This window comes from Pseudomonas fluorescens, from assembly GCF_902497625.1.
In the GTDB taxonomy this organism is placed as follows: Bacteria; Pseudomonadota; Gammaproteobacteria; order Pseudomonadales; family Pseudomonadaceae; genus Aquipseudomonas; species Aquipseudomonas fluorescens_BQ.
Map to the genome: position 1 here is coordinate 1 of NZ_CABVGX010000020.1, position 20,172 is coordinate 20,172.

Below are 20,172 nucleotides of genomic sequence, written 5' to 3' on the forward strand. Positions count from 1 at the left end.
AACGGGGGCAAGCCCCCTCGCCACAGGCAATTTGTTCAAGCCCCAACATTGGCGGCGTTGTTCAAGGCTGAGTCCTGCGCGCCCGGTCGTCTTCTGCCGCGAGCTCGCGTAAACTTGCGCGCTTCTCGCAGCCGCCAGGCTGCAATCAATATTTTTCAAAGGTGCCCGCCATGCCTTGGCTGCAAGTCCGTCTCGCCATCAGCCCAGAACAAGCCGAAACCTACGAAGACGCTTTCCTCGAAGTAGGCGCTGTGTCGGTGACCTTCATGGATGCTGAAGATCAGCCGATTTTCGAGCCGGAACTCAACACCACCCCGCTGTGGTCGCACACCCACTTGCTGGCCCTGTTCGAAGGTGGCACCGAGGCCACCAGTGTCCTCGCCCATCTGGAGTTGCTGACCGGTAGTCCGCTGCCCGAACACCACAGCGAAATCATCGAGGATCAGGACTGGGAGCGTAGCTGGATGGACGGCTTCCAGCCGATGCGCTTCGGTCAGCGCCTGTGGATCGTACCGAGCTGGCACGCCGCGCCGGAACCGGACGCCGTGAATCTGCTGCTCGATCCAGGTCTTGCGTTCGGCACCGGCACGCACCCGACCACCGCCCTGTGCCTGGAGTGGCTCGACGGGCAGGACCTGAAGGGCTGCAAGGTACTGGACTTCGGTTGTGGCTCGGGGATTCTGGCGATTGCCGCCCTGTTGTTGGGCGCTGAACAGGCTGTCGGCACCGACATCGACGTGCAGGCGCTGGAAGCGTCGCGCGACAACGCCGGGCGCAACAACATCGCCGAAGCGCTGTTCCCGCTGTACTTGCCTGAAGACCTGCCACAGGTTCAGGCTGACGTGCTGGTGGCCAATATTCTTGCCGGTCCGCTGGTAGCGCTAGCGCCCCAACTGTCCAGCCTGGTCAAGCCCGGCGGCCGTCTGGCGCTTTCAGGCATCCTCGCCGAACAGGGCGACGAAGTGGCCGCCGCTTATGCGCAAGACTTTGACCTGGACCCGATCGCCAATCGCGATGGCTGGGTGCGCATCACCGGCCGTCGGCGCTAGAATGAACCTCTGCACACACCGGATCGCCGCATGACCGACAGCTTCGTCACTCAGTGCCCGCATTGCCAAACCAGCTTCCGCGTTAACCATGCTCAATTGAGCGTGGCCCGCGGAGTAGTTCGTTGCGGCTCGTGCCTGCAGGTATTCAATGCCGCGAAGCAATTGCTCGAGCAAGCCGGCAAAGAGGTGAGCACGCCGGTTGCTCCGGGCAACGTCGAAGCAACGGAACCCCGTGCCATCAGCCAGAAACAATGGTCGGCGACCGAACTTGATCTCGATGCGCTGGATCTGGACGAAGAACTCGCGCGACTCGAACAGCGGGAAAGCCGGCCGACCACCGGGTTTGTCCGTCAGCGGGACGATAGCCTGAGCGCGCGCCGGAGTAACAACGAGCACGAAGAAGAGCCATGGTCCGACAGCCTGTTCAGCGAATCGGCTGCCGATCGCGCGGAAGTCGCTGACGTCGGCGAGACGGCGCCGCCGCTGATCGAGACTGGAGTTCTTTCGCGCACCGAGCCGTCCCTGTCGCTTGTGCCGGTCGAACTGGACGACGAGCCGCAGCCGCCGCAACTGCGCCTGGACGATCCTCTCGATGCCCCACCCCATCATGAACGCTTGTCGGCGACCTCTGCCAGAGACGATTTCGACGACGACCTGTCTTCAGTCGCGCCCCTGCGCAAGCGTCATGAGCGAAACGAATCGACCGAACGCGTCGAGGCCCTGCAAGACCTGACCGACGATCCGTTGCAACTCGGCTGGCAAACGCGCCGCTCGCCCTGGGGTCGCCGGTTGTTCTGGTTGCTGTTGATCCTGCTGGGTGCAGGCGCGCTCGTCGGCCAGTACGTTGCCTACCATTTCGATGAAATGGCTCGCCAGGACCAGTACCGTCCGTGGTTCCAGCAAGCGTGCCCTCTTATCGGCTGCACCGTTCCATCCAAGGTCGACATTGCCAAAGTCAAAAGCAGCAACCTGGTGGTGCGCAGCCATCCCGAGTTCAACGGTGCACTGGTGGTGGACGCGATCATCTACAACCGTGCGCCCTTTTCCCAGCCATTCCCGCTACTGGAACTGCGCTTCGCCGACCTCAACGGTCATCTGATCGCCAGCCGCCGCTTCAAGCCCGGCGAGTATCTTGGCGGCGACCTCGCAGGCATGGCGGAAATGCCGCCGCAAACGCCCATCCACATCGCGCTGGACATTCTTGATCCAGGTGCCAAAGCGGTGAATTACAGCCTGAGCTTTCATTCGCCCGAGTGAAGCGCTTCAGCGTTACGGCATTGGCGGCATATTTCTGACTGCGACCGCTCGTACCAAACCGCTGGCGATAACAAAATAACTGTTCAGATTTTGTTCAATTCAGCCTTTATCCAGTCATCGAGAGCGGGTATCATGCCCACCCTTTTTCGAACTCTAATGATCCGGCCCCACAACAGGGAAGTCCTATGTCGGCGGTACGCATCGGTCCATACACATTGCACAACGGCTTGATTCTCGCCCCTATGGCGGGCGTCACCGACCAACCCTTCCGTCAGCTGTGCAAGCGACTGGGCGCGGGGCTGGTAGTTTCGGAAATGGTCACCAGCGACATGAGTTTGTGGAACACCCGCAAGTCGCGGATGCGCATGATCCACGATGGTGATCCCGAGCCCCGCTCGGTACAGATCGCTGGCGGAGATGCGCAGATGCTGGCGGATGCGGCACGGGCCAACGTCGAGCTGGGCGCACAGATTATTGATATCAACATGGGCTGCCCGGCAAAAAAGGTCTGCAACAAGGCTGCCGGCTCTGCGCTGTTGAAAGATGAAGCACTGGTCACCGAGATCCTGCAGGCCGTGGTGGCCGCAGTCGATGTCCCGGTCACTCTGAAGATTCGCACAGGCTGGGACCGGGACAACAAGAACGGCCTGACGGTGGCCAAGATCGCCGAGCAAGCCGGTATCGCGGCGCTGGCGGTTCATGGCCGCACCCGTGCCGACCTGTACACCGGCGAAGCCGAGTACGACACCATTGCCACGATCAAGCGGGCGGTGTCGATGCCGGTGTTTGCCAACGGCGATATCGATTCACCCGAGAAAGCCCGGTACGTGCTCGACGCGACCGGCGCCGACGGGCTGTTGATAGGCCGGGCTGCCCAAGGGCGTCCGTGGATATTTCGTGAGATCGAGCATTTCCTGCGCACCGGTGAAAAACTTCCGGAGCTGGAATTGATCGAGGTGGAACGCATTCTGCTAGAGCATCTGGCCGCCCTGCACGTCTTCTATGGAGACGTGATGGGCGTTCGTATTGCTCGCAAGCATGTGGGCTGGTATCTCGCAACCTTGCCGGGCGCCAGGGAGTTTCGCGCCCACTTCAATCGTTTGGAAGATACGGAAGCACAATGCGCCAACGTTCAGGGCTTCTTCGCCGAACGTTACAAGAGCCTGACAGGGGACGGAGAAGGGGTGGCCGCATGACGATGATGACCGAGACTTTAGTGAGTGGAACAACACCCGTGAGCGACAACGTGAATTTGAAACAGCACCTCAACACCCCGAGCGAAGAGGGTCAGACCCTTCGCGGGAGTGTCGAGAAGGCGCTGCACAATTATTTCGCCCACCTTGAGGGCGCTGCCGTCACGGATGTGTACAACCTGGTGCTCTCCGAAGTCGAGGCACCTCTGCTCGAGTGCGTGATGAACTACGTCAAGGGCAACCAGACCAAGGCCAGCGAGCTGCTAGGACTCAACCGGGGCACGCTGCGCAAGAAACTCAAGCAGTACGATTTGCTGTAAGCATTCAATCAAACCAGAAAGGCGCCCGCGTAAAACCGGTCGCCTTTTTTGCTGACTCCTTTGCTTTTGATGGAAATTGAAATGACTGACCAGACTACCCGCCTGCCGATCCGCCGCGCCTTGATCAGCGTTTCCGACAAGACCGGGATCCTCGAATTCGCTCAAGCGCTTGAAGCGCTGGGCGTCGAGATCCTCTCCACCGGCGGAACGTTCAAGCTGCTGCGCGACAACGGCGTTGCCGCAGTGGAAGTCGCGGACTACACAGGTTTTGCAGAAATGATGGACGGTCGGGTGAAGACCCTGCACCCGAAAATCCACGGCGGCATTCTCGGTCGTCGCGGTATCGACGACGCAATCATGAACGAGCACGGCATCAAGCCGATCGACTTGGTTGCAGTCAACCTGTACCCGTTCGAAGCCACCATCAACAAGCCCGGCTGCGACTTGCCGACCGCGATCGAGAATATCGATATTGGCGGCCCGACCATGGTTCGTTCGGCAGCAAAAAACCATAAAGACGTGGCCATCGTGGTGAATGCCAGCGATTACGCCAGCGTACTCGACGGCCTGAGGGCTGGCGGCCTGACATACGCGCAGCGTTTCGACCTGATGCTCAAGGCTTTCGAGCACACCGCCGCCTACGACGGTATGATCGCCAACTACATGGGCAGCGTGAACCAGACCGCTGAAACGCTCAGCACCGAAGGCCGCAGCGAATTCCCGCGCACCTTCAACAGCCAGTTCGTCAAGGCCCAGGAAATGCGCTACGGCGAGAACCCGCACCAGAGCGCGGCGTTCTACGTTGAAGCCAAACCAGCCGAAGTCGGCATCGCCACCGCGACTCAACTGCAAGGCAAAGAGCTGTCTTACAACAACGTGGCCGATACCGACGCCGCACTGGAATGTGTGAAAAGCTTCGTCAAACCAGCCTGCGTGATCGTCAAACATGCCAATCCGTGCGGCGTGGCCGTAAGCCCCGACGCCGAAGGCGGTATCCGCCAGGCCTACGAGCTGGCCTATGCCACTGATACCGAGTCTGCGTTCGGCGGCATCATTGCCTTCAACCGCGAACTGGATGCTGAAACGGCCAAGGCCATCGTCGAGCGTCAGTTCGTCGAAGTGATCATTGCCCCAAGCGTCAGCGAAGAAGCCCGCGCGATTGTTGCTGCCAAGGCCAACGTGCGCCTGCTGGCCTGCGGCGAATGGTCGGCTGACCGTGCCGCTGCCTGGGACTATAAACGCGTCAACGGCGGTCTGCTGGTGCAGAGCCGCGACATCGGCATGATCAGCGCTGATGACCTCAAAGTCGTGACCAAGCGCGCCCCGACCGAGCAGGAGATCAACGACCTGATCTTCGCCTGGAAAGTGGCCAAGTACGTTAAATCCAACGCAATCGTCTACGCCAGGAACCGCCAGACCATCGGTGTCGGCGCGGGCCAGATGAGCCGCGTCAACTCGGCGCGCATTGCTGCGATCAAGGCTGAACACGCCGGCTTGCAGGTCGCTGGTTCGGTGATGGCTTCCGATGCGTTCTTCCCGTTCCGTGACGGCCTGGACAATGCGGCCAAGGTCGGCATCACTGCAGTGATCCAGCCAGGCGGCTCGATGCGTGACAACGAAGTGATTGCAGCAGCAGATGAAGCCGGCATCGCCATGGTCTTCACCGGCATGCGCCATTTCCGGCACTGAGTGCAGCGACAAGTCTCAAGCTGCAAGCTTCAAGAAAGAGCAGACATGCGTCGCTCTGACTTGCTGTTGCAGCCTTATTAATTCAGAGCCATAAGCTGTAATTGAGAGCATGCAAACCCGCTCTTACTTGTAGCTTGCAGCTTCTCCGAAGGAGTCTTCTTTTTGAACATTTTGATCATTGGCAGCGGTGGCCGTGAACACGCCCTGGCCTGGAAAGTGGCTCAGGATCCGCGTGTGCAGAAGGTTTTCGTGGCCCCTGGCAACGCCGGCACGGCCATCGAAGCCAAGTGCGAAAACGTTGCCATCGACGTACTGGCCCTCGATCAACTGGCTGACTTCGCCGAAAAGAACGTCGCCCTGACCATTGTCGGTCCGGAAGTGCCACTGGTGGCCGGCGTGGTCGATCTGTTCCGCTCTCGCGGGCTCGACTGCTTCGGTCCGACCGCTGGCGCCGCTCAGCTGGAAGGCTCGAAAGCGTTCACCAAGGACTTCCTTGCGCGCCACAAGATCCCGACTGCCGATTACCAGAACTTCACCGAGATCGAGCCAGCCTTGGCTTATCTGCGTGAAAAAGGCGCACCGATAGTGATCAAGGCTGACGGCCTGGCCGCTGGCAAAGGCGTGATTGTCGCCATGACCCTGGGCGAAGCAGAAGACGCGGTGCGCGACATGCTCGCGGGCAACGCGTTTGGCGATGCCGGCTCGCGCGTTGTCATTGAGGAATTCCTCGACGGCGAGGAAGCCAGCTTCATCGTCATGGTCGACGGCAAGAACGTGTTGCCGATGGCCACCAGCCAGGATCACAAACGCGTCGGCGATGGTGACACCGGCCCCAATACCGGGGGCATGGGCGCTTACTCCCCGGCGCCAGTGGTGACCAGTGAAGTACACCAGCGGGTCATGGATCTGGTCATTTGGCCGACCGTGCGCGGCATGGCCGACGAAGGCAATGTCTACACCGGCTTCCTTTATGCCGGCTTGATGATCGACAAAGCTGGTAACCCAAAAGTCATCGAATTCAACTGCCGCTTCGGCGACCCCGAGACACAACCGGTTATGCTGCGCCTGCAGTCGAGCCTGGTATTGCTGATCGAAGCTGCTTTGGCTCAAGCACTGGACAAGATCGAAGCACAATGGGATCCGCGCCCCAGCGTCGGCATTGTGCTGGCCGCCGGCGGTTATCCTGGCGATTACGCCAAGGGCAGCGCAATCAACGGCCTGGATGCAGCGGCGGCACTGGAAGGTAAAGTCTTCCACGCCGGTACGACGCTCAAGGATGGCGAAGTGGTGACGGCCGGCGGTCGGGTTTTGTGCGCCACTGCGATGGGTGCTAGCGTCGATGCTGCGCAACAGCAAGCGTACCGGCTGGCGGCGCAAATCGACTGGCAAGGCTGTTTCTATCGCAAGGACATTGGCTACCGCGCCATTGCCCGCGAGCGTGGCGAAAATCGAGAATAATCGATCCATTCGGTCGGGCAAGGACGTTCAGCCCTTGCCGGACTATTCCAGCGCCGCGCATAGTTATATTCTGGCATCAACCTACGAAGGGATTTCGCCGTGCGCTGGCTCAGGATTGCCATAGGTTTCACTGTTACGCTGCTGACAATGCTCTGCACGCTTTCAGCACAGGCCGAGCAGGGCAGTGGCTGGGCGGTATTGCTCGACGAACAGGGCGACCTGCAACTGAGCGATATCCGCTCCGCCCGCTTCATCAATCAATTCAGCCCCGTCGAACTTGACCGCCTTGCCGCCGCCGAGCCCGACGGTGCGTTGTGGCTGCGATTCCGCCTCGCCCCTGGCAAACATGAGCAGGTGTTGAAGATCTTCGCTCCAGATCTGGCGCATCTCAACCTGTTTGTGCTGGACGGCGACAGACTCATAGAGCAAATCAATTCAGGCGTCGACCAACCTCAGGCCGAACGACCACTGCCCAGCAGCGATTACCTGCTACCGTTGCCGCAGGCTGACAAACCTCTTGATATCTACTTGCGCCTGGTATCTCAGCACCAGATGCGGCCTTACATTACGTTGCAATCGGCAATCACCACCGCTGCCAATCAAACCCAGGCGCTGATCTTCGGCCTGTTGTTTGGTTGTCTGAGCATGCTGATCCTGCACAATCTCATCCGGTACGCCTACACGCGTTCGCGCAGCAGCCTCTGGCTGTCAGGTTGCGAGACTCTGCTGCTGATCAGCATGATGCTGCTGCTCAACATACTCGGGCCATGGCTACCCAACTGGCATGCACAGCAAACACCAGGCGCCTATATTGCCTTGCTGCTCACCGCGCCGTGCGGCCTGATGTTCGCTTACCGCTTCTTCGCCCCACTTGGTCCACACCCGCTGAACCGACTACTGCTGGGCGACATCCTGTTTATCGTTGCCTGCGGCTTGCTGCTGTTGTTCGTCAATACCCTACCGCTGAACGTCATCACTTACGCATTGGTCGCACTGGCGGGCTTGACGATGTTCTTCGTCAGCGCCTGGCACTGGCAAAAAGGCTACCGCCCGGCGCGGTTTTTCGTCGCGGCCATGATGGTGTTCAACCTCGGCACGCTGGTCATACTCCCGGCCCTGCTCGGGCTGACACTCGTCGAGCCGCAGGGTTTGATCGCCGCGCTGCTGGTGTTCATCTGCGTCAGTGGCCTGTTGATGAGCGTTGCTCTGAGCGAACGCCAGCGCAGCATTACCGAAGACCGATTCAGCGTCAGCCGCGACCTTGCGGCCAGCAATGCCGAAATCAACGCCAAAGCGGAATTCCTGGCGAAAATCAGTCACGAGATCCGCACGCCCATGAATGGTGTCCTGGGCATGACCGAGTTACTGCTGGGTACGCCGCTCTCGGTCAAGCAACGTGATTACGTGCAAACCATTCACAGTGCCGGTAACGAACTGCTGACCCTGATCAACGAGATCCTCGATATCTCCAAACTCGAATCCGGGCAGATCGAGCTGGACGATGTGCAGTTCGATCTCAACGCGCTGATCGAAGACTGCCTGAGTATCTTCCGCGCCAAGGCCGAGCAACAGAACGTCGAGCTCATCAGCTTCATCCAGCCGCAGGTACCGCGGGTCATCAGCGGGGATCCGACCCGCTTGCGCCAGACCTTATTGAGTTTGCTGGAAAATGCCCTGAAGAAAACCGACGAAGGCGAGATCCTGATCGTCGTAGCGCTGGACGAGCGCAGCGCAAAACCACGCCTGCGCATTGCCGTTCAGGACAGCGGCGAACCGATGGAGGCCGATGAGCGCGACGCATTGATGCACGCCGAACTGCACAGCAAGAACTTCCTGTCGGCTACCCGCCTGGGTGGGAATCTGGGACTGGTCATCGCGCGCCAGCTGATTCGCCTGATGCATGGGGAATTCGGGATCAAGAGTGGCGCCAATCAAGGCAGTACCTTGTGGCTGACGTTGCCGCTGGACCCCGATCGGCTCGAACACCCGACATCCGACCTCGATGGGCCATTACAAGGCGCGCGAGTGCTGGTCGTGGATGACAACGACACCTGTCGCAAAGTGTTGGTGCAGCAATGCACCGCCTGGGGCCTGAACGTCAGTGCCGTCGCGTCCGGCAAGGAAGCCCTGGCCCTGCTGCGCACCAAGGCTCACCTGCGAGATTATTTCGACATCGTGCTGCTGGACCAGAACATGCCTGGCATGACCGGTATGCAACTGGCGGCGAAGATCAAGGAAGACCCAAGCCTCAATCACGACATATTGTTGATCATGCTGACCGGCATCAGTAACGCGCCCAGCAAGATCATCGCGCGCAATTCCGGGATCAAGCGCATTCTCGCCAAACCGGTGGCTGGCTATACACTCAAGACGACCCTGGCGGATGAATTGACGCAGCGCAACAAAGGCTTGGCCGTGGTGCCAGCGCCGCCGGGTGGTGTACCCTCGCCGGTCAAGGTCCCCGGCGATTTCCGCATTCTGGTGGCCGAAGACAACAGCATTTCGACGAAAGTGATTCGCGGCATGCTCGGCAAGCTCAACCTGCAACCCGACACTGCAAGTAACGGCGAAGAAGCTTTGCAGGCGATGAAAGCCCAACGTTACGACCTGGTACTGATGGATTGTGAAATGCCGATCCTCGATGGCTTCTCGGCCACCCAGCAGCTGCGTGCCTGGGAAGTTGGCAATCAGCGGGTTCGCACCCCGGTGGTAGCGCTGACCGCCCACATCCTTACCGAGCACAAGGAACGCGCGCGGCAGGCCGGTATGGACGGTCATATGGCGAAGCCGGTCGAGCTCTCGCAGTTGCGCGAACTGATCGAACATTGGGTCGCCCAGCGCGATCAGCAGAATCGCCCGACAGTGCAAACCTCCTGACCGACAGACATGGCGACGCCTGATAGACTCCTCTTCGACTTCATCCGCCAGTGAGCCTGCCCCATGCTGCACGTGTTGTTCAGCGTTTATCTGAAGATGCTGGTGCTCTACAGCCCGTTCTTCGTCCTGTCTTGTTTCATCAGCCTGACTCGCGGCTATTCGCGCAAGGAACAGCGTCGACTGGCCTGGAAAGTGGCGATCGCCACATTGGTTTCCAGCGTCTTGCTGTACTTGTTCGGGCGAGTGATTTTCAGCGTCTTCGGCATCACCGTGGATGCGTTCCGCATTGGTGCGGGCAGCGTGCTGTTCATCTCGGCGCTGGGCATGGCTCAGGGCAAGTCAGCGGTGCAGACTGACAACGTGCAACAGGACGTGACCATCGTTCCGCTGACCATTCCCCTGACCGTCGGCCCCGGCACCATCGGTGCCCTGCTGGTAATGGGCGTGAGCCAGCCGCACTGGGACGACAAACTCACGGCCATTCTTGGCATTGCTTTGGCCAGTTTCACCGTCGGCGTGGTGCTTTATCTGTCGAACCGCATCGAACGGATTCTTGGCGATCAGGGTTTGCAGATCGTCAGCCGGTTGATGGGGCTTTTTGTGTGTGCACTGGCAGCGCAGATTATCTTTACCGGGATCAAGGGATATCTGGTGCCTTGAGTGACTTTGGCCACCTGACGTTCCACCCAACTCAATTCCTGCTCAACGGCCGCGTTTGGAAAACCGTTTGGCCAGCACTTCTCTTCGATGTTTGGTGAGTACAGCTTCCACCTCGTCCTTGATTTCATCATAGGCAGCGGGATTGAAGGTTAGGAAATTGGAGCCCTGATAAATATCCACATTGGAAACCAGCAGATCCAGAAACAGCACGCCTCCACCGACCTTGCCACTGACGTGATCGACGGACGAGCAAGAAACGATGATCAGTCCATTTTGCGCTTGTGCACATGGCAGGATGGCAAGCTTCACGCCCTTGGCTTTTGTCGCTTCGTAATTGAATACCTGGATAGCTGCAGTTTCTTTTTCCAACGCGGACAATGTCGAGTCAGCGACGGCGCTGAGAACTGTAGCACCCGGAATGGCTGCCTTGGCTGCTTCAACCCCCGCCTTGACGATCGCAGTGGCGACATTTTTCATCGTGCCTGTGGCAGACCTTTTCCGGTACTCAACGCTTGCGCTGATCGGAATATAACAGCCCATATCTTCCATGCACTGGAGAAAAGCTCGATGCCAGGCAGCAGGATTCGCCTGGTCTTTGGACTCGCGATCAGCTTCCATCTTCGAAAATTTGATTATGTTTTCAATAATCGTCATGTTAGTGAGCGAAATGTTATCGGCATAGCCGATGAGCGTATTACCGAGGACCAGGGCGTCCAGTTCCTTGGTCGGGTTGGGCGCTTCATCTGCTCTGGCCGAACGAAAAGAAGTAAATGTCGTGCGTGGTTGTATGCCAGCCACGTCCGCCACCTGCACGTTATACTTGGCAAGACGCGCCATCCCAGCGTCGGAGCATTTTCTCAAGGCGACAGCATTCTCTAAATCATGCATACATTACAGTCCTTTCAAGTTTTAGTTAATGGCCTTCCTGGCCACAACTCAACTTAAACCTACTGACGCGCATGAAACAAACCTGTTTTAATTTCGATATATGTAAGAACAGCAGAGCTGCAGATTATTCGAGCCGAATAGCTCGAACAATCTGACACTCCATACTCTACAAACCAAGTTTAATTAACCTATATCAACCAACTTGTCGCCATAGCTTCGCGGGGTATATACCCAAGGCAAACCGTTTACCCGGGCGAATACCCGAGTGGTCGATGAGCCGATGAGCACCATGGTTCGCATATCCACCTGATCAGGCGTCAACTCACCCAGAGTAGTAACTCGCAGCGTTTGTCCCGGACGCCCGACATCTCGCCCCAGCACCACAGGGGTCCCGGGGGCACGATGCTGGCCGACAATTTCCAGCGCACGCCCCAGTTGCCACGGCCGGGAACGCGAAATGGGGTTGTAGAAGGCCATCGCCAGGTCGGCCTGCGCCGCAAGATCCAGCCGCTTCTCGATAATGGCCCAGGGCTTGAGGTTGTCCGACAGGGACAACACGCAGAAGTCGTGCCCCAGAGGCGCGCCCGCCTGCGCCGCCGTCGCCAAGGATGCAGACACACCCGGCAAGATTTCCAGATCGACGTTGTGCCACGAGGCGTCGCTGGACTCGTGCAGCGCTTCAAGCACTGCAGCTGCCATGGCGAACACGCCCGGGTCACCGGAGGACACAACGACTACCGAACGACCTTGCGCTGCGAGTTCGAAGGCGTGGCGGGCACGCTGCATTTCTTCACGGTTGTCGGTGCAATGCATGACTTGATCGGGTCTGAACGGCCCCGCCATTCGCACATAAGTTTCATAGCCCAGGACGTCACTGGCGCGAGACAGCTCGCTCTTGACTGCCGGCACCATCAATTCAGCCGCGCCAGGACCGAGTCCGATTACCGCCAAACGGCCACGCGGACGGCCGATCAGCTGGAGATCGACGGGCGCATCGGCGATGGCAATCACCAGTCCGTCGCGCACCTCAATCAAGTCAGGCAGCAACGACATCGCGCTCTGCGCCTGTTCAGACAAGCTACCAGTGCGAACGCTGAATCGAAGCGGTACGGCAAGTTGCAACGCAGCGTCCTGCAACGTCGCATCAGCCATATCGCGCTCATCTGCCAGCAGGCAGGCGAGCGACGGCGATGCAATGCCGGCGCGATGCAGCGCACCACGGATATCGCCAACCAGATCGGACGAACCCGGCGTCACCGCCACCACCACATTGCGCGGATAGATCAATAGCTCGTCGGCGCTGGCCGGGCGTTCGGCATGACCCACATGGATTGCCAGTCTGGCTTGCTGATGCTCAGGCAGCTCCGCGCTTGCCAGCCAAGGCGCGGCCCCCTCGATGCGCACGGCCTCACCCGCTAATAGATCAGAGACAAAGCGTTTGCCCAGCTCCAGATCACCCAAGGTGTAACCGTCGGGCGGATTGAGCAGGCAGGTGCCAAAGCGCAGCTCACCACTGGTCGTGATCGCGGCCGCGACGTTCAGCGCCACGGCGATCTCCCGCGCCATGACGTTCACACCCCCCAGACCGCCCAGCAGCGGGACGACGGCGCTGCCATCTTCGGCAACGGCGAGCACGGGTGGCTCGGCACCCTTTTCAAGCAGCAACGGCGCCAGCGTGCGGATGACGATGCCAGCGGCACAGAGCGCGATGATCGGCGTGCCTTGTTGATATAACCCGCGCAGGGTAGTGCCAAACTCCTGATAGACGTGATCCGCTTCCTCGACCCGCCCGGCCAGGCCGTGGATCAGGGCGCCGGGGTAAGCCTGTTGAATCTTGCGGGCTATCGCAAGGCTGCCACTGCCTAGAATGACAATCGCCGGAACTGCTCGACTCATCAGCCTTGCCACCTTTCACCGGGAACAATGATCAGCGAGAAATACGGCGAGGACATCGGCTCGACCTGATCCAGCGGCACGATTTTCTGATTGGCCATGGTCGCCCGCTCGACATACAAAGCGCGCTCCGCCAAACCGAGTTCTGCCAGCACCTGACGGACCTTGGGAAAGTTGCGTCCCAGCTTCATGATCACCGCCGCATCAGCGTCGGCCAACCGGCGCTTGAGATCTTCATGGGGCAAAACGCCCGATAACACCGACAAACTCTGATTGCGATACACCAGCGGAGCTCCGAGCACCGAAGCGCCGCCCAGCATAGAGCACACCCCCGGCACGACTTCAGCTTCATAGCGTTCGGCGAGGCGATCATGCAGATACATGTAAGAACCGTAAAAGAACGGGTCACCTTCGCAGATCACCGCCACGTCGCGCCCGGCATCCAGATGCGCAGCCAGCTGCTCACCCGCAGCATCGTAGAAATCACTGATGACCTGTTCGTACGAGAGTGGCGCGGGCAATGCCTCGGTCGTCACCGGATACACCAGCGGCAAGAGCGCCTGAGCCTCCTGCAAGTGGGCTTCGATGATGCCGAAAGCGTTGCCTTTTTTACCTTTGGCGACGAAGTAGGCGATCACTGGGGATTCGCGTAGCAGGCGCAGAGCTTTTACGGTGATCAGTTCCGGATCGCCGGGGCCAACGCCGAGACCGATCAAACGTCCAGGTCGCTGCATTATTCGATCTCCGTGGCGAGCGCATTGACGGCGGCAGCGGCCATGGCGCTGCCCCCCAGGCGGCCTTGCATGATGACGAACGGCACGCCGCGACTGTCCGCCGCCAACGCGGCCTTGGACTCGGCCGCGCCCACAAATCCGACCGGAAAACCGAGGATCAATGCCGGTTTCGGCGCGCCTGCATCGAGCATTTCCAACAAATAAAACAGCGCGGTCGGCGCGTTGCCGATCACCACTACGCTGCCTTCCAGGTGCGGGCGCCACAGCTCCAGGGCTGCAGCGGAACGGGTATTGCCCAGCTCGCGTGCAAGTTCAGGGACGCCTTCATCGCGCAAGGTACAGATGACCTGGTTGTTAGCCGGTAAACGCGTGCGTGTCACACCTTCCGATACCATTCGAGCATCACACAGAATCGGCGCGCCGGCGGCGAGCGCATCGCGCCCGGCCTTGCCAGCACCTTCGGAAAACTGCAGGCCATCAATCGCGTCAACCATGCCGCAGGCGTGAATCACCCGGACTGCGAGTTTTTCCAGATCGGCCGGAATGCACTTGAGATTGGCCTCCGAGCGAATGATCGCGAAGGAGTTGCGATAGATCTCCTGACCGTCGCGAATGTAATCAAGCATCAAAGGGGCTCCGTGAGCGGGCGTCGAGTAAGGCTGCGACCGCTTCAATAGTAAGGTTGCGTGCGCGCAGGGCGCCAAAACCCGGCTGCCCCGCTTCGCGAAAATAGAGATCGTAGTGGCCGTTCATCGTCGCCAGCAACGTCACAGGTGCTGCGTGCGCGCAGGCACAGGAGCGCGAGCAGCCCGACAGATGAATCTGTTCCTGTCGGGGCGAATCATGCAGGAACGCGGCTAATTGCCGGGCATCGCTCTTGGTGTCGGCCATGCCTTTCGCGCATCCGGCCGAGCCAGTACACGCGACGATCCGGGTCAGCGGATCGCCGGTGTCGGTCAGCAGACCCAGAGCATGCAATTGCCCGAGGACCACCGCCGCTTCTTCGTGCCGAATGTTGGGCAGCAACAGGCTTTGCCACGGGGTCAGGCGCAGGCTGGCGTTACCGAATGATTCGGCCAGACGCGCCGCCCCGCTGAGCATTGCCGGTGACAGTCGCCCCAACGGCGGCATGGCGCCAACATAGGCAAACCCTTCCTGACGCTGCGGGTGAACACCCAGGTGCAACGCCCCCACCGACGGCCCACGCTGCCAGTGTGCCAGCGACCGCAACGGTACGCGCTCGGCTAACTGTTGCACCAATGACGACAGCGGATGCTCGCTCAGCAGGTGTCGCATCCGCGTCTGATCCGCTCGCGCCAAATCCAGAAACAGCTCGAGCACCGCCACCACCAGCGCATGCCCGTCCTGCAGCAATACAGCTGCCGCGGGCGCGTCGCTGGGGCAGCCGGCCAGGCCGAACGCCAGCAACGGCTCGCCGTCCTGTTCGGTCGCACTCAGCCAAAGGTCGTGCCGGTGTTCGAGCATGGCAAGGGCTTCGCCGCCATCGAGCTGCACGGCAAACTTCGCCGACAACTGATGAAAGCGTGGATCGGTTTGCAGGCTGTACAGAATTTGTCGGGCCAGTGGCCAGGTGTCGATCCGCATCTGCCGATCAATTCCCGCGCCGGGGCTGAGCATCAGGTTGCGCACGTCGTCACCCGCCGCGGTGACCGGCCCCAGACCGGCGGTGAGCAAGCTCTTGATCAGCGCCGCTGATTCTTCACCGATGCCGCGAATCTGCAAATTGCCGCGGTTGGTCGCCTCAATCACGCCGCCGGCATAGCGCTCGGCAGCATCCGCCACGGCAATCGCCTGATCCGCACTCAGCGAACCGCCGTCGAGCTTGATCCGGCAGATACCCCCGTCCAGTGCCTGGACGACACGCAACAACCCGGGACAAGCCGAGGGGCGCAAGGCGCTGGAGGGATGAAGTGACTTCACGGGATGACCGTTTACGAAATGAAGGGCCGCATTATGCCTGCTTTGCCGCGCCGGATGAAAAGCTCGAGTGGATTGACGACGAAAAGCGCTGTTCAGGCGGGGCGCTAGTTGGCTTGAGATTGGTCTGTGAGCCGTATATTCAAACCCATTTAATTCAATACCACTCCAGGAATCAATTTTACACAACACTTCTATTTCTCTGAAAGCTTCTGCCCTGTACTTTTTTTAACCAGAGCAAAAGTTAATTCATATATTCAAGGAGTGTCAAATGAGCAATGAAAAACCCGCAGGAATAACAACCGGATTAAACTTGATTTCCTGCACTGAAGAACTCTCTCTACAAGATTACGACGATTTGACCAACTGTGTTCGGATCTCTACGCATTACGCAGACAAGGTATCCAGCCGAATTACCAATTCAACGGCGTGGCTGGATGAGTACATGTCGGTGATGAAATTTTTCGGTTGGATGGCTGATCAGGGCTCCATTTTCACCCGCACCCAACATGGCGTTCATAGCAGCGTGGCGCAATTTCTTGTTAATGACGTTAAAGCCATACCACTCGCTGCGCAACGGAATGCCTTGATTGGCACGCTCGACGCGCTGAAGACCGACAAGCCGGCACTGGTTTCCCTGGACAAGGAAACGCTCCACGGCGAGCGCTTCCAGGTCATTCCTGCTCGTTACAACGCTGAAGGCAAACTCGAAGTTTCGGTTCTCCATCTGGAATTAAAAGCTTCCACAAATGAAACCGGCTTTCTCTTCTTCAATTGGCAAGCGAACACTTCCAGGATCGTCAGGCAACGCGCCAGACTGACACTTGACAAAAAAGTACTCGACTCCAATAGATCGCGCCTCAATGAAAAGATGCTCAAGATAAAAATGAAAAGGTTCGATCTTTGGAAGCGTTGACGGGTGGAGATAACCGCGCCTTTCGCGAAGTATGAAATACCCAGCGACGCAGTATCCACCCACTCGCGGCAGCCGATGCGATCACGTCCGCGCTATGATGCGCAACCGCGCGGCTCAGTGGCGGGTTGGACGCATCCGTAATGGCTGAATAAAGAGGAACAGCATGACCCCTTGGCTGACCATCGTCGGAATCGGTGAAGACGGCTTCAAAGGCCTGGGCAAAACAGCCCGGCACGCGTTATTGGCAGCACCGAAAATTTTCGGCAGCCAGCGGCAACTGGACCTGCTGCCGCCGTGCATCGGCGGCGAGCGTGTGCTCTGGCCGTCGCCATTTTCCCTGGATGCCGTGGTGGCGCTGCGTGGCGAGCCTGTTTGCGTGCTCGCCAGCGGCGATCCGATGTTCTTCGGCGTTGGCGCCAGCCTCGCCCGACAATTGCCCGCTGATGAAATGCTGATTCTGCCGGCGCCCTCCTCCTGCTCACTCGCCGCCGCGCGCATGGGCTGGCCGTTGCAGGAGGTGGTGACGCTGTCGATGGTGGCTCGGCCGATCGCAGCGTTGAATGCGCAGTTGTTCAGCGGTGTCCGCTTATTGGTGCTGAGCAATGACGGCCAAAGTCCTGCCGCCATCGCCGCGTTGCTGCGTGAACGCGGTTTCGGCCCCAGCCGCCTGAGCGTTCTGGAACATCTGGGCGGCGAGACGGAACGGCGTATCGATGGCACTGCCAATGACTGGCACAACGCAGACATTGCCGATTTGAATGTGATTGCCATCGAATGCATCGCCTCGCCTGGTACGGCAAGCCTGTCACGTCTTGCCGGTCTGCCTGACTCGGCCTTCATGCATGACGGTCAACTGACCAAACGCGATGTACGCGCCATCACTCTCGCCCGTCTTGCGCCGATCCCCGGTGAACTGTTGTGGGACGTCGGCGCCGGCAGTGGATCGATTGGCATCGAATGGATGCGCGCTCACCCGACCTGCCGGGCGCTGGCCATTGAAGCGGATGATGGACGGCAGGCGTTGATCGAGCTCAATCGCGACGCCCTCGGCGTTCCCGGCCTGCAACTGATTCGCGGCAGTGCGCCGCAAGCGCTGAACGGACTTGAGCGCCCCGATGCGATTTTCATTGGCGGGGGAGTGACTCGCGAAGGCGTGCTCGATGCTTGCTGGGCTGCGCTGAAACCCGGCGGCCGATTGATAGCCAACGCCGTCACGCTGCAAAGCGAAATGACTTTAATAACCTGGCGCGAACAATTCGGCGGCAAGCTCACGCGTATTCATGTCGCTCAAGCACAACCGCTGGGCGACTTCGATACCTGGCGCCAGGCGCTGCCGGTCACCCTGCTGGACGCGGTCAAACCAGTCGATGCGTGATGAGACCGCCGAACAACCCGCACCGCTGCGCAGCGGTTTGACCACAGGCAGTTGCGCCACGGCCACCAGCCTTGCGGCTGCCCGGTTATTGCTGGGCGGGGCGGTCTGCGACGCGGTGGAAATCGTTCTGCCCAAAGGCAGGCAGGTGCAAATGCGTCTGGAATTTTGTCGCCTGGCTGGCGACGGCGCCGAGGCAGGTACGATCAAGGATGCCGGCGACGATCCCGACGTGACACACGGGGCGCTGCTGTATTCCCACGTACGTCTGAGCCACGAGCCTGGCGTGCGCTTCAATGCCGGTCACGGCGTCGGCACGGTAACCCGTCCCGGGCTGGTGCTCGCCGTCGGCGAACCGGCGATCAACCCGGTGCCGCGCAAGATGATTACTGATCACTTGAACCTGCTGGCCGCCGAACTCGATTACCGGGGCGGCTTCGAGGTTACGGTGAACGTCGAAGGCGGCGCGGCGCTGGCCCTGAAAACCATGAATCCGCGACTGGGCATTCTCGGGGGATTGTCGATTCTCGGCACCAGCGGTATCGTCCGGCCGTTTTCCTGTGCCGCTTATATCGCCTCGATTCATCAGGGCATCGACGTGGCAAAAACCAATGGCTATATGCACATCGCCGCGTGCACCGGCAACGCCAGCGAAGACACCATGCGCCGGGTCTATGACTTGCCGGAAATCGCCCTGATAGAAATGGGTGACTTCGTTGGCGCCGTACTCAAGCATGTACGCAAAGTGCCAGTGGACAGACTCAGCCTGTGTGGCGGTTTCGGGAAGATCAGTAAACTGGCGGCCGGGCACATGGACCTGCACAGTCGACATTCCAGCATTGATCTGCCGCAACTTGCAGACTGGGCTGCAGCCATTGGCGCCGACCAGACCTTGCAACAGGCCATTCGCCAAGCCAATACCAGTCAACAGGCTTTAGCGATGGCCAGTGCGGCGGGCATTGCACTGGGTGACGCGGTGTGTGCCCATGCACTGGCATTTGCCCGCAGCGTGGTGCCGGCACAGGTTCAGTTAGAAGTGTTTGCCATTGACCGCCTGGGCGAAATCGTCGGCCACTCGGGGCATTTTCAGTGAAACGCATTTTATTGCTCGGTGGCGTGACGGAAGCGTTGACTATCGCCCGCACGTTAGGGCCGCACCATATCTACAGCCTGGCGGGTGTGGGTCGGGTGCCCACGGACCTGGCGTGTCAGGTACGCGTCGGTGGATACGGCGGCGTCGATGGCTTGGTGCAGTTTATTCGCGACGAAGGGGTCACCCTGCTGCTGGACGCCACTCACCCTTACGCCGCACAAATCAGCCAGAACGCGGCCATCGCTGCGCACCTGACCAGCATTCCCTGCTGGGCGCTGCGCCGCCCGGCCTGGCAGGCGCAACCCGGCGATGACTGGCGCGAAGTGGCCGGCTGGGACGAATTGATCGAGGCACTGCAACCCTTCCGCCGCCCGCTGTTCACCCTCGGCCGCGAGCCATTGCAACATTTGCTGGAAATTCCGCCAGAGCAGTTCTGGACCCTGCGCGCACTCGACGTGCACCCCGGTAACGAGCGCTGCGAAGTCATCGGCGCACGCGGGCCGTTTCTGATCAACGACGAACGCGAGCTGTTTGAACGCAAGCAGATTGATGTGCTGATCAGCAAAAACAGCGGCAGTACCGCCACCGAGCCGAAACTGGAAGTGGCAAGGGAGCGCGGCCTGCCGGTCATTGTATTGAGGCGGCCGGTATTGGCCGAAGTAACCCGAGAGTTCGGATCAGTGAGTGATTTGCTCTCGGCCCTGTAAGAGTAGGATTTTTCCGTAAGTTTTAAGATTCTGCGATTTTTCCCACGACACTCCGGGACTGCGCCGATTGTGTCGCCCACGATTGGAAGTCTAAAGTCCGGATCGCACACTCCCCGGTGCACGTGATG

General features: G+C 59.7%; 17 protein-coding genes. 12 read left to right on the forward strand and 5 right to left on the reverse strand.

Annotated features, from left to right (window positions below; genetic code table 11):
- Window positions 1–170 precede the first annotated feature (170 nt).
- The 8 genes from prmA to F8N12_RS13865 all read left to right on the forward strand — a co-directional run bounded on the left by prmA (window position 171) and on the right by F8N12_RS13865 (window position 10,503).
- Complete coding sequence (gene prmA, locus F8N12_RS13830; RefSeq protein ID WP_150580740.1) at window positions 171–1,049, forward strand: 50S ribosomal protein L11 methyltransferase; 879 nt, start codon at window positions 171–173, stop codon at window positions 1,047–1,049.
- Between the two features lie 30 nt (window positions 1,050–1,079).
- Window positions 1,080–2,306, forward strand: a complete 1,227-nt coding sequence (locus F8N12_RS13835; RefSeq protein ID WP_150580921.1) for a DUF3426 domain-containing protein — start codon at window positions 1,080–1,082, stop codon at window positions 2,304–2,306.
- Between the two features lie 185 nt (window positions 2,307–2,491).
- The gene (dusB, locus tag F8N12_RS13840; protein WP_150580922.1) at window positions 2,492–3,502 is read left to right on the forward strand and encodes a tRNA dihydrouridine synthase DusB; all 1,011 of its coding nucleotides are present in this window, start codon (window positions 2,492–2,494) and stop codon (window positions 3,500–3,502) included.
- The gene (gene fis, locus F8N12_RS13845; RefSeq protein ID WP_007907419.1) at window positions 3,499–3,819 is read left to right on the forward strand and encodes a DNA-binding transcriptional regulator Fis; all 321 of its coding nucleotides are present in this window, start codon (window positions 3,499–3,501) and stop codon (window positions 3,817–3,819) included. The genes dusB and fis overlap by 4 nt, the downstream gene beginning before the upstream one ends.
- 81 nt (window positions 3,820–3,900) lie before the next feature.
- Window positions 3,901–5,508 carry a bifunctional phosphoribosylaminoimidazolecarboxamide formyltransferase/IMP cyclohydrolase gene (gene purH / locus F8N12_RS13850; protein ID WP_150580923.1) on the forward strand — a complete coding sequence of 536 codons (1,608 nt, stop codon included), beginning with the start codon at window positions 3,901–3,903 and terminating at the stop codon, window positions 5,506–5,508.
- A 162-nt stretch (window positions 5,509–5,670) separates the two neighbouring features.
- Window positions 5,671–6,966: a phosphoribosylamine--glycine ligase gene (gene purD / locus F8N12_RS13855; protein WP_150580924.1), complete on the forward strand. Its 1,296-nt coding sequence runs from the start codon at window positions 5,671–5,673 to the stop codon at window positions 6,964–6,966.
- A gap of 99 nt (window positions 6,967–7,065) precedes the next feature.
- Window positions 7,066–9,843: a hybrid sensor histidine kinase/response regulator gene (locus F8N12_RS13860; protein ID WP_150580925.1), complete on the forward strand. Its 2,778-nt coding sequence runs from the start codon at window positions 7,066–7,068 to the stop codon at window positions 9,841–9,843.
- 63 nt (window positions 9,844–9,906) lie between these two features.
- Window positions 9,907–10,503, forward strand: a complete 597-nt coding sequence (locus tag F8N12_RS13865) for a MarC family protein (RefSeq protein ID WP_150580926.1) — start codon at window positions 9,907–9,909, stop codon at window positions 10,501–10,503.
- A gap of 42 nt (window positions 10,504–10,545) precedes the next feature.
- Here F8N12_RS13865 and F8N12_RS13870 read toward each other — a convergent pair whose 3' ends face one another.
- The 5 genes from F8N12_RS13870 to cobG form a co-directional block, all read right to left on the reverse strand.
- Window positions 10,546–11,391, reverse strand: a complete 846-nt coding sequence (locus F8N12_RS13870) for a hypothetical protein (RefSeq protein ID WP_150580927.1) — start codon at window positions 11,389–11,391, stop codon at window positions 10,546–10,548.
- A 183-nt stretch (window positions 11,392–11,574) separates the two neighbouring features.
- Window positions 11,575–13,287, reverse strand: coding sequence for a precorrin-3B C(17)-methyltransferase (gene cobJ / locus F8N12_RS13875; protein WP_150580928.1), 1,713 nt, complete (start codon window positions 13,285–13,287; stop codon window positions 11,575–11,577).
- Complete coding sequence (locus F8N12_RS13880; protein ID WP_150580929.1) at window positions 13,287–14,018, reverse strand: precorrin-2 C(20)-methyltransferase; 732 nt, start codon at window positions 14,016–14,018, stop codon at window positions 13,287–13,289. Before F8N12_RS13880 ends, cobJ begins: the two co-directional genes overlap by 1 nt.
- Complete coding sequence (locus F8N12_RS13885; protein ID WP_150580930.1) at window positions 14,018–14,644, reverse strand: precorrin-8X methylmutase; 627 nt, start codon at window positions 14,642–14,644, stop codon at window positions 14,018–14,020. The genes F8N12_RS13880 and F8N12_RS13885 overlap by 1 nt, the downstream gene beginning before the upstream one ends.
- Window positions 14,637–15,959, reverse strand: a complete 1,323-nt coding sequence (cobG, locus tag F8N12_RS13890) for a precorrin-3B synthase (RefSeq protein WP_150580931.1) — start codon at window positions 15,957–15,959, stop codon at window positions 14,637–14,639. Before cobG ends, F8N12_RS13885 begins: the two co-directional genes overlap by 8 nt.
- Window positions 15,960–16,227: 268 nt before the next feature.
- On the opposite strand from cobG, the gene F8N12_RS13895 reads away from it, so the two are divergent.
- The 4 genes from F8N12_RS13895 to F8N12_RS13910 all read left to right on the forward strand — a co-directional run bounded on the left by F8N12_RS13895 (window position 16,228) and on the right by F8N12_RS13910 (window position 20,044).
- Window positions 16,228–16,872 (forward strand): hypothetical protein, encoded by a 645-nt coding sequence (locus F8N12_RS13895; RefSeq protein ID WP_150580932.1) that lies wholly within the window; start codon window positions 16,228–16,230, stop codon window positions 16,870–16,872.
- 163 nt (window positions 16,873–17,035) lie between these two features.
- Window positions 17,036–18,247 carry a precorrin-6y C5,15-methyltransferase (decarboxylating) subunit CbiE gene (cbiE, locus tag F8N12_RS13900; protein ID WP_150580933.1) on the forward strand — a complete coding sequence of 404 codons (1,212 nt, stop codon included), beginning with the start codon at window positions 17,036–17,038 and terminating at the stop codon, window positions 18,245–18,247.
- Window positions 18,240–19,337, forward strand: a complete 1,098-nt coding sequence (locus F8N12_RS13905; RefSeq protein ID WP_150580934.1) for a cobalt-precorrin-5B (C(1))-methyltransferase — start codon at window positions 18,240–18,242, stop codon at window positions 19,335–19,337. Before cbiE ends, F8N12_RS13905 begins: the two co-directional genes overlap by 8 nt.
- A complete protein-coding gene (locus F8N12_RS13910; protein ID WP_150580935.1) occupies window positions 19,334–20,044 on the forward strand; it encodes a cobalt-precorrin-6A reductase in 711 nt (236 codons plus the stop codon). Before F8N12_RS13905 ends, F8N12_RS13910 begins: the two co-directional genes overlap by 4 nt.
- The last annotated feature ends 128 nt before the right edge of the window (window positions 20,045–20,172 follow it).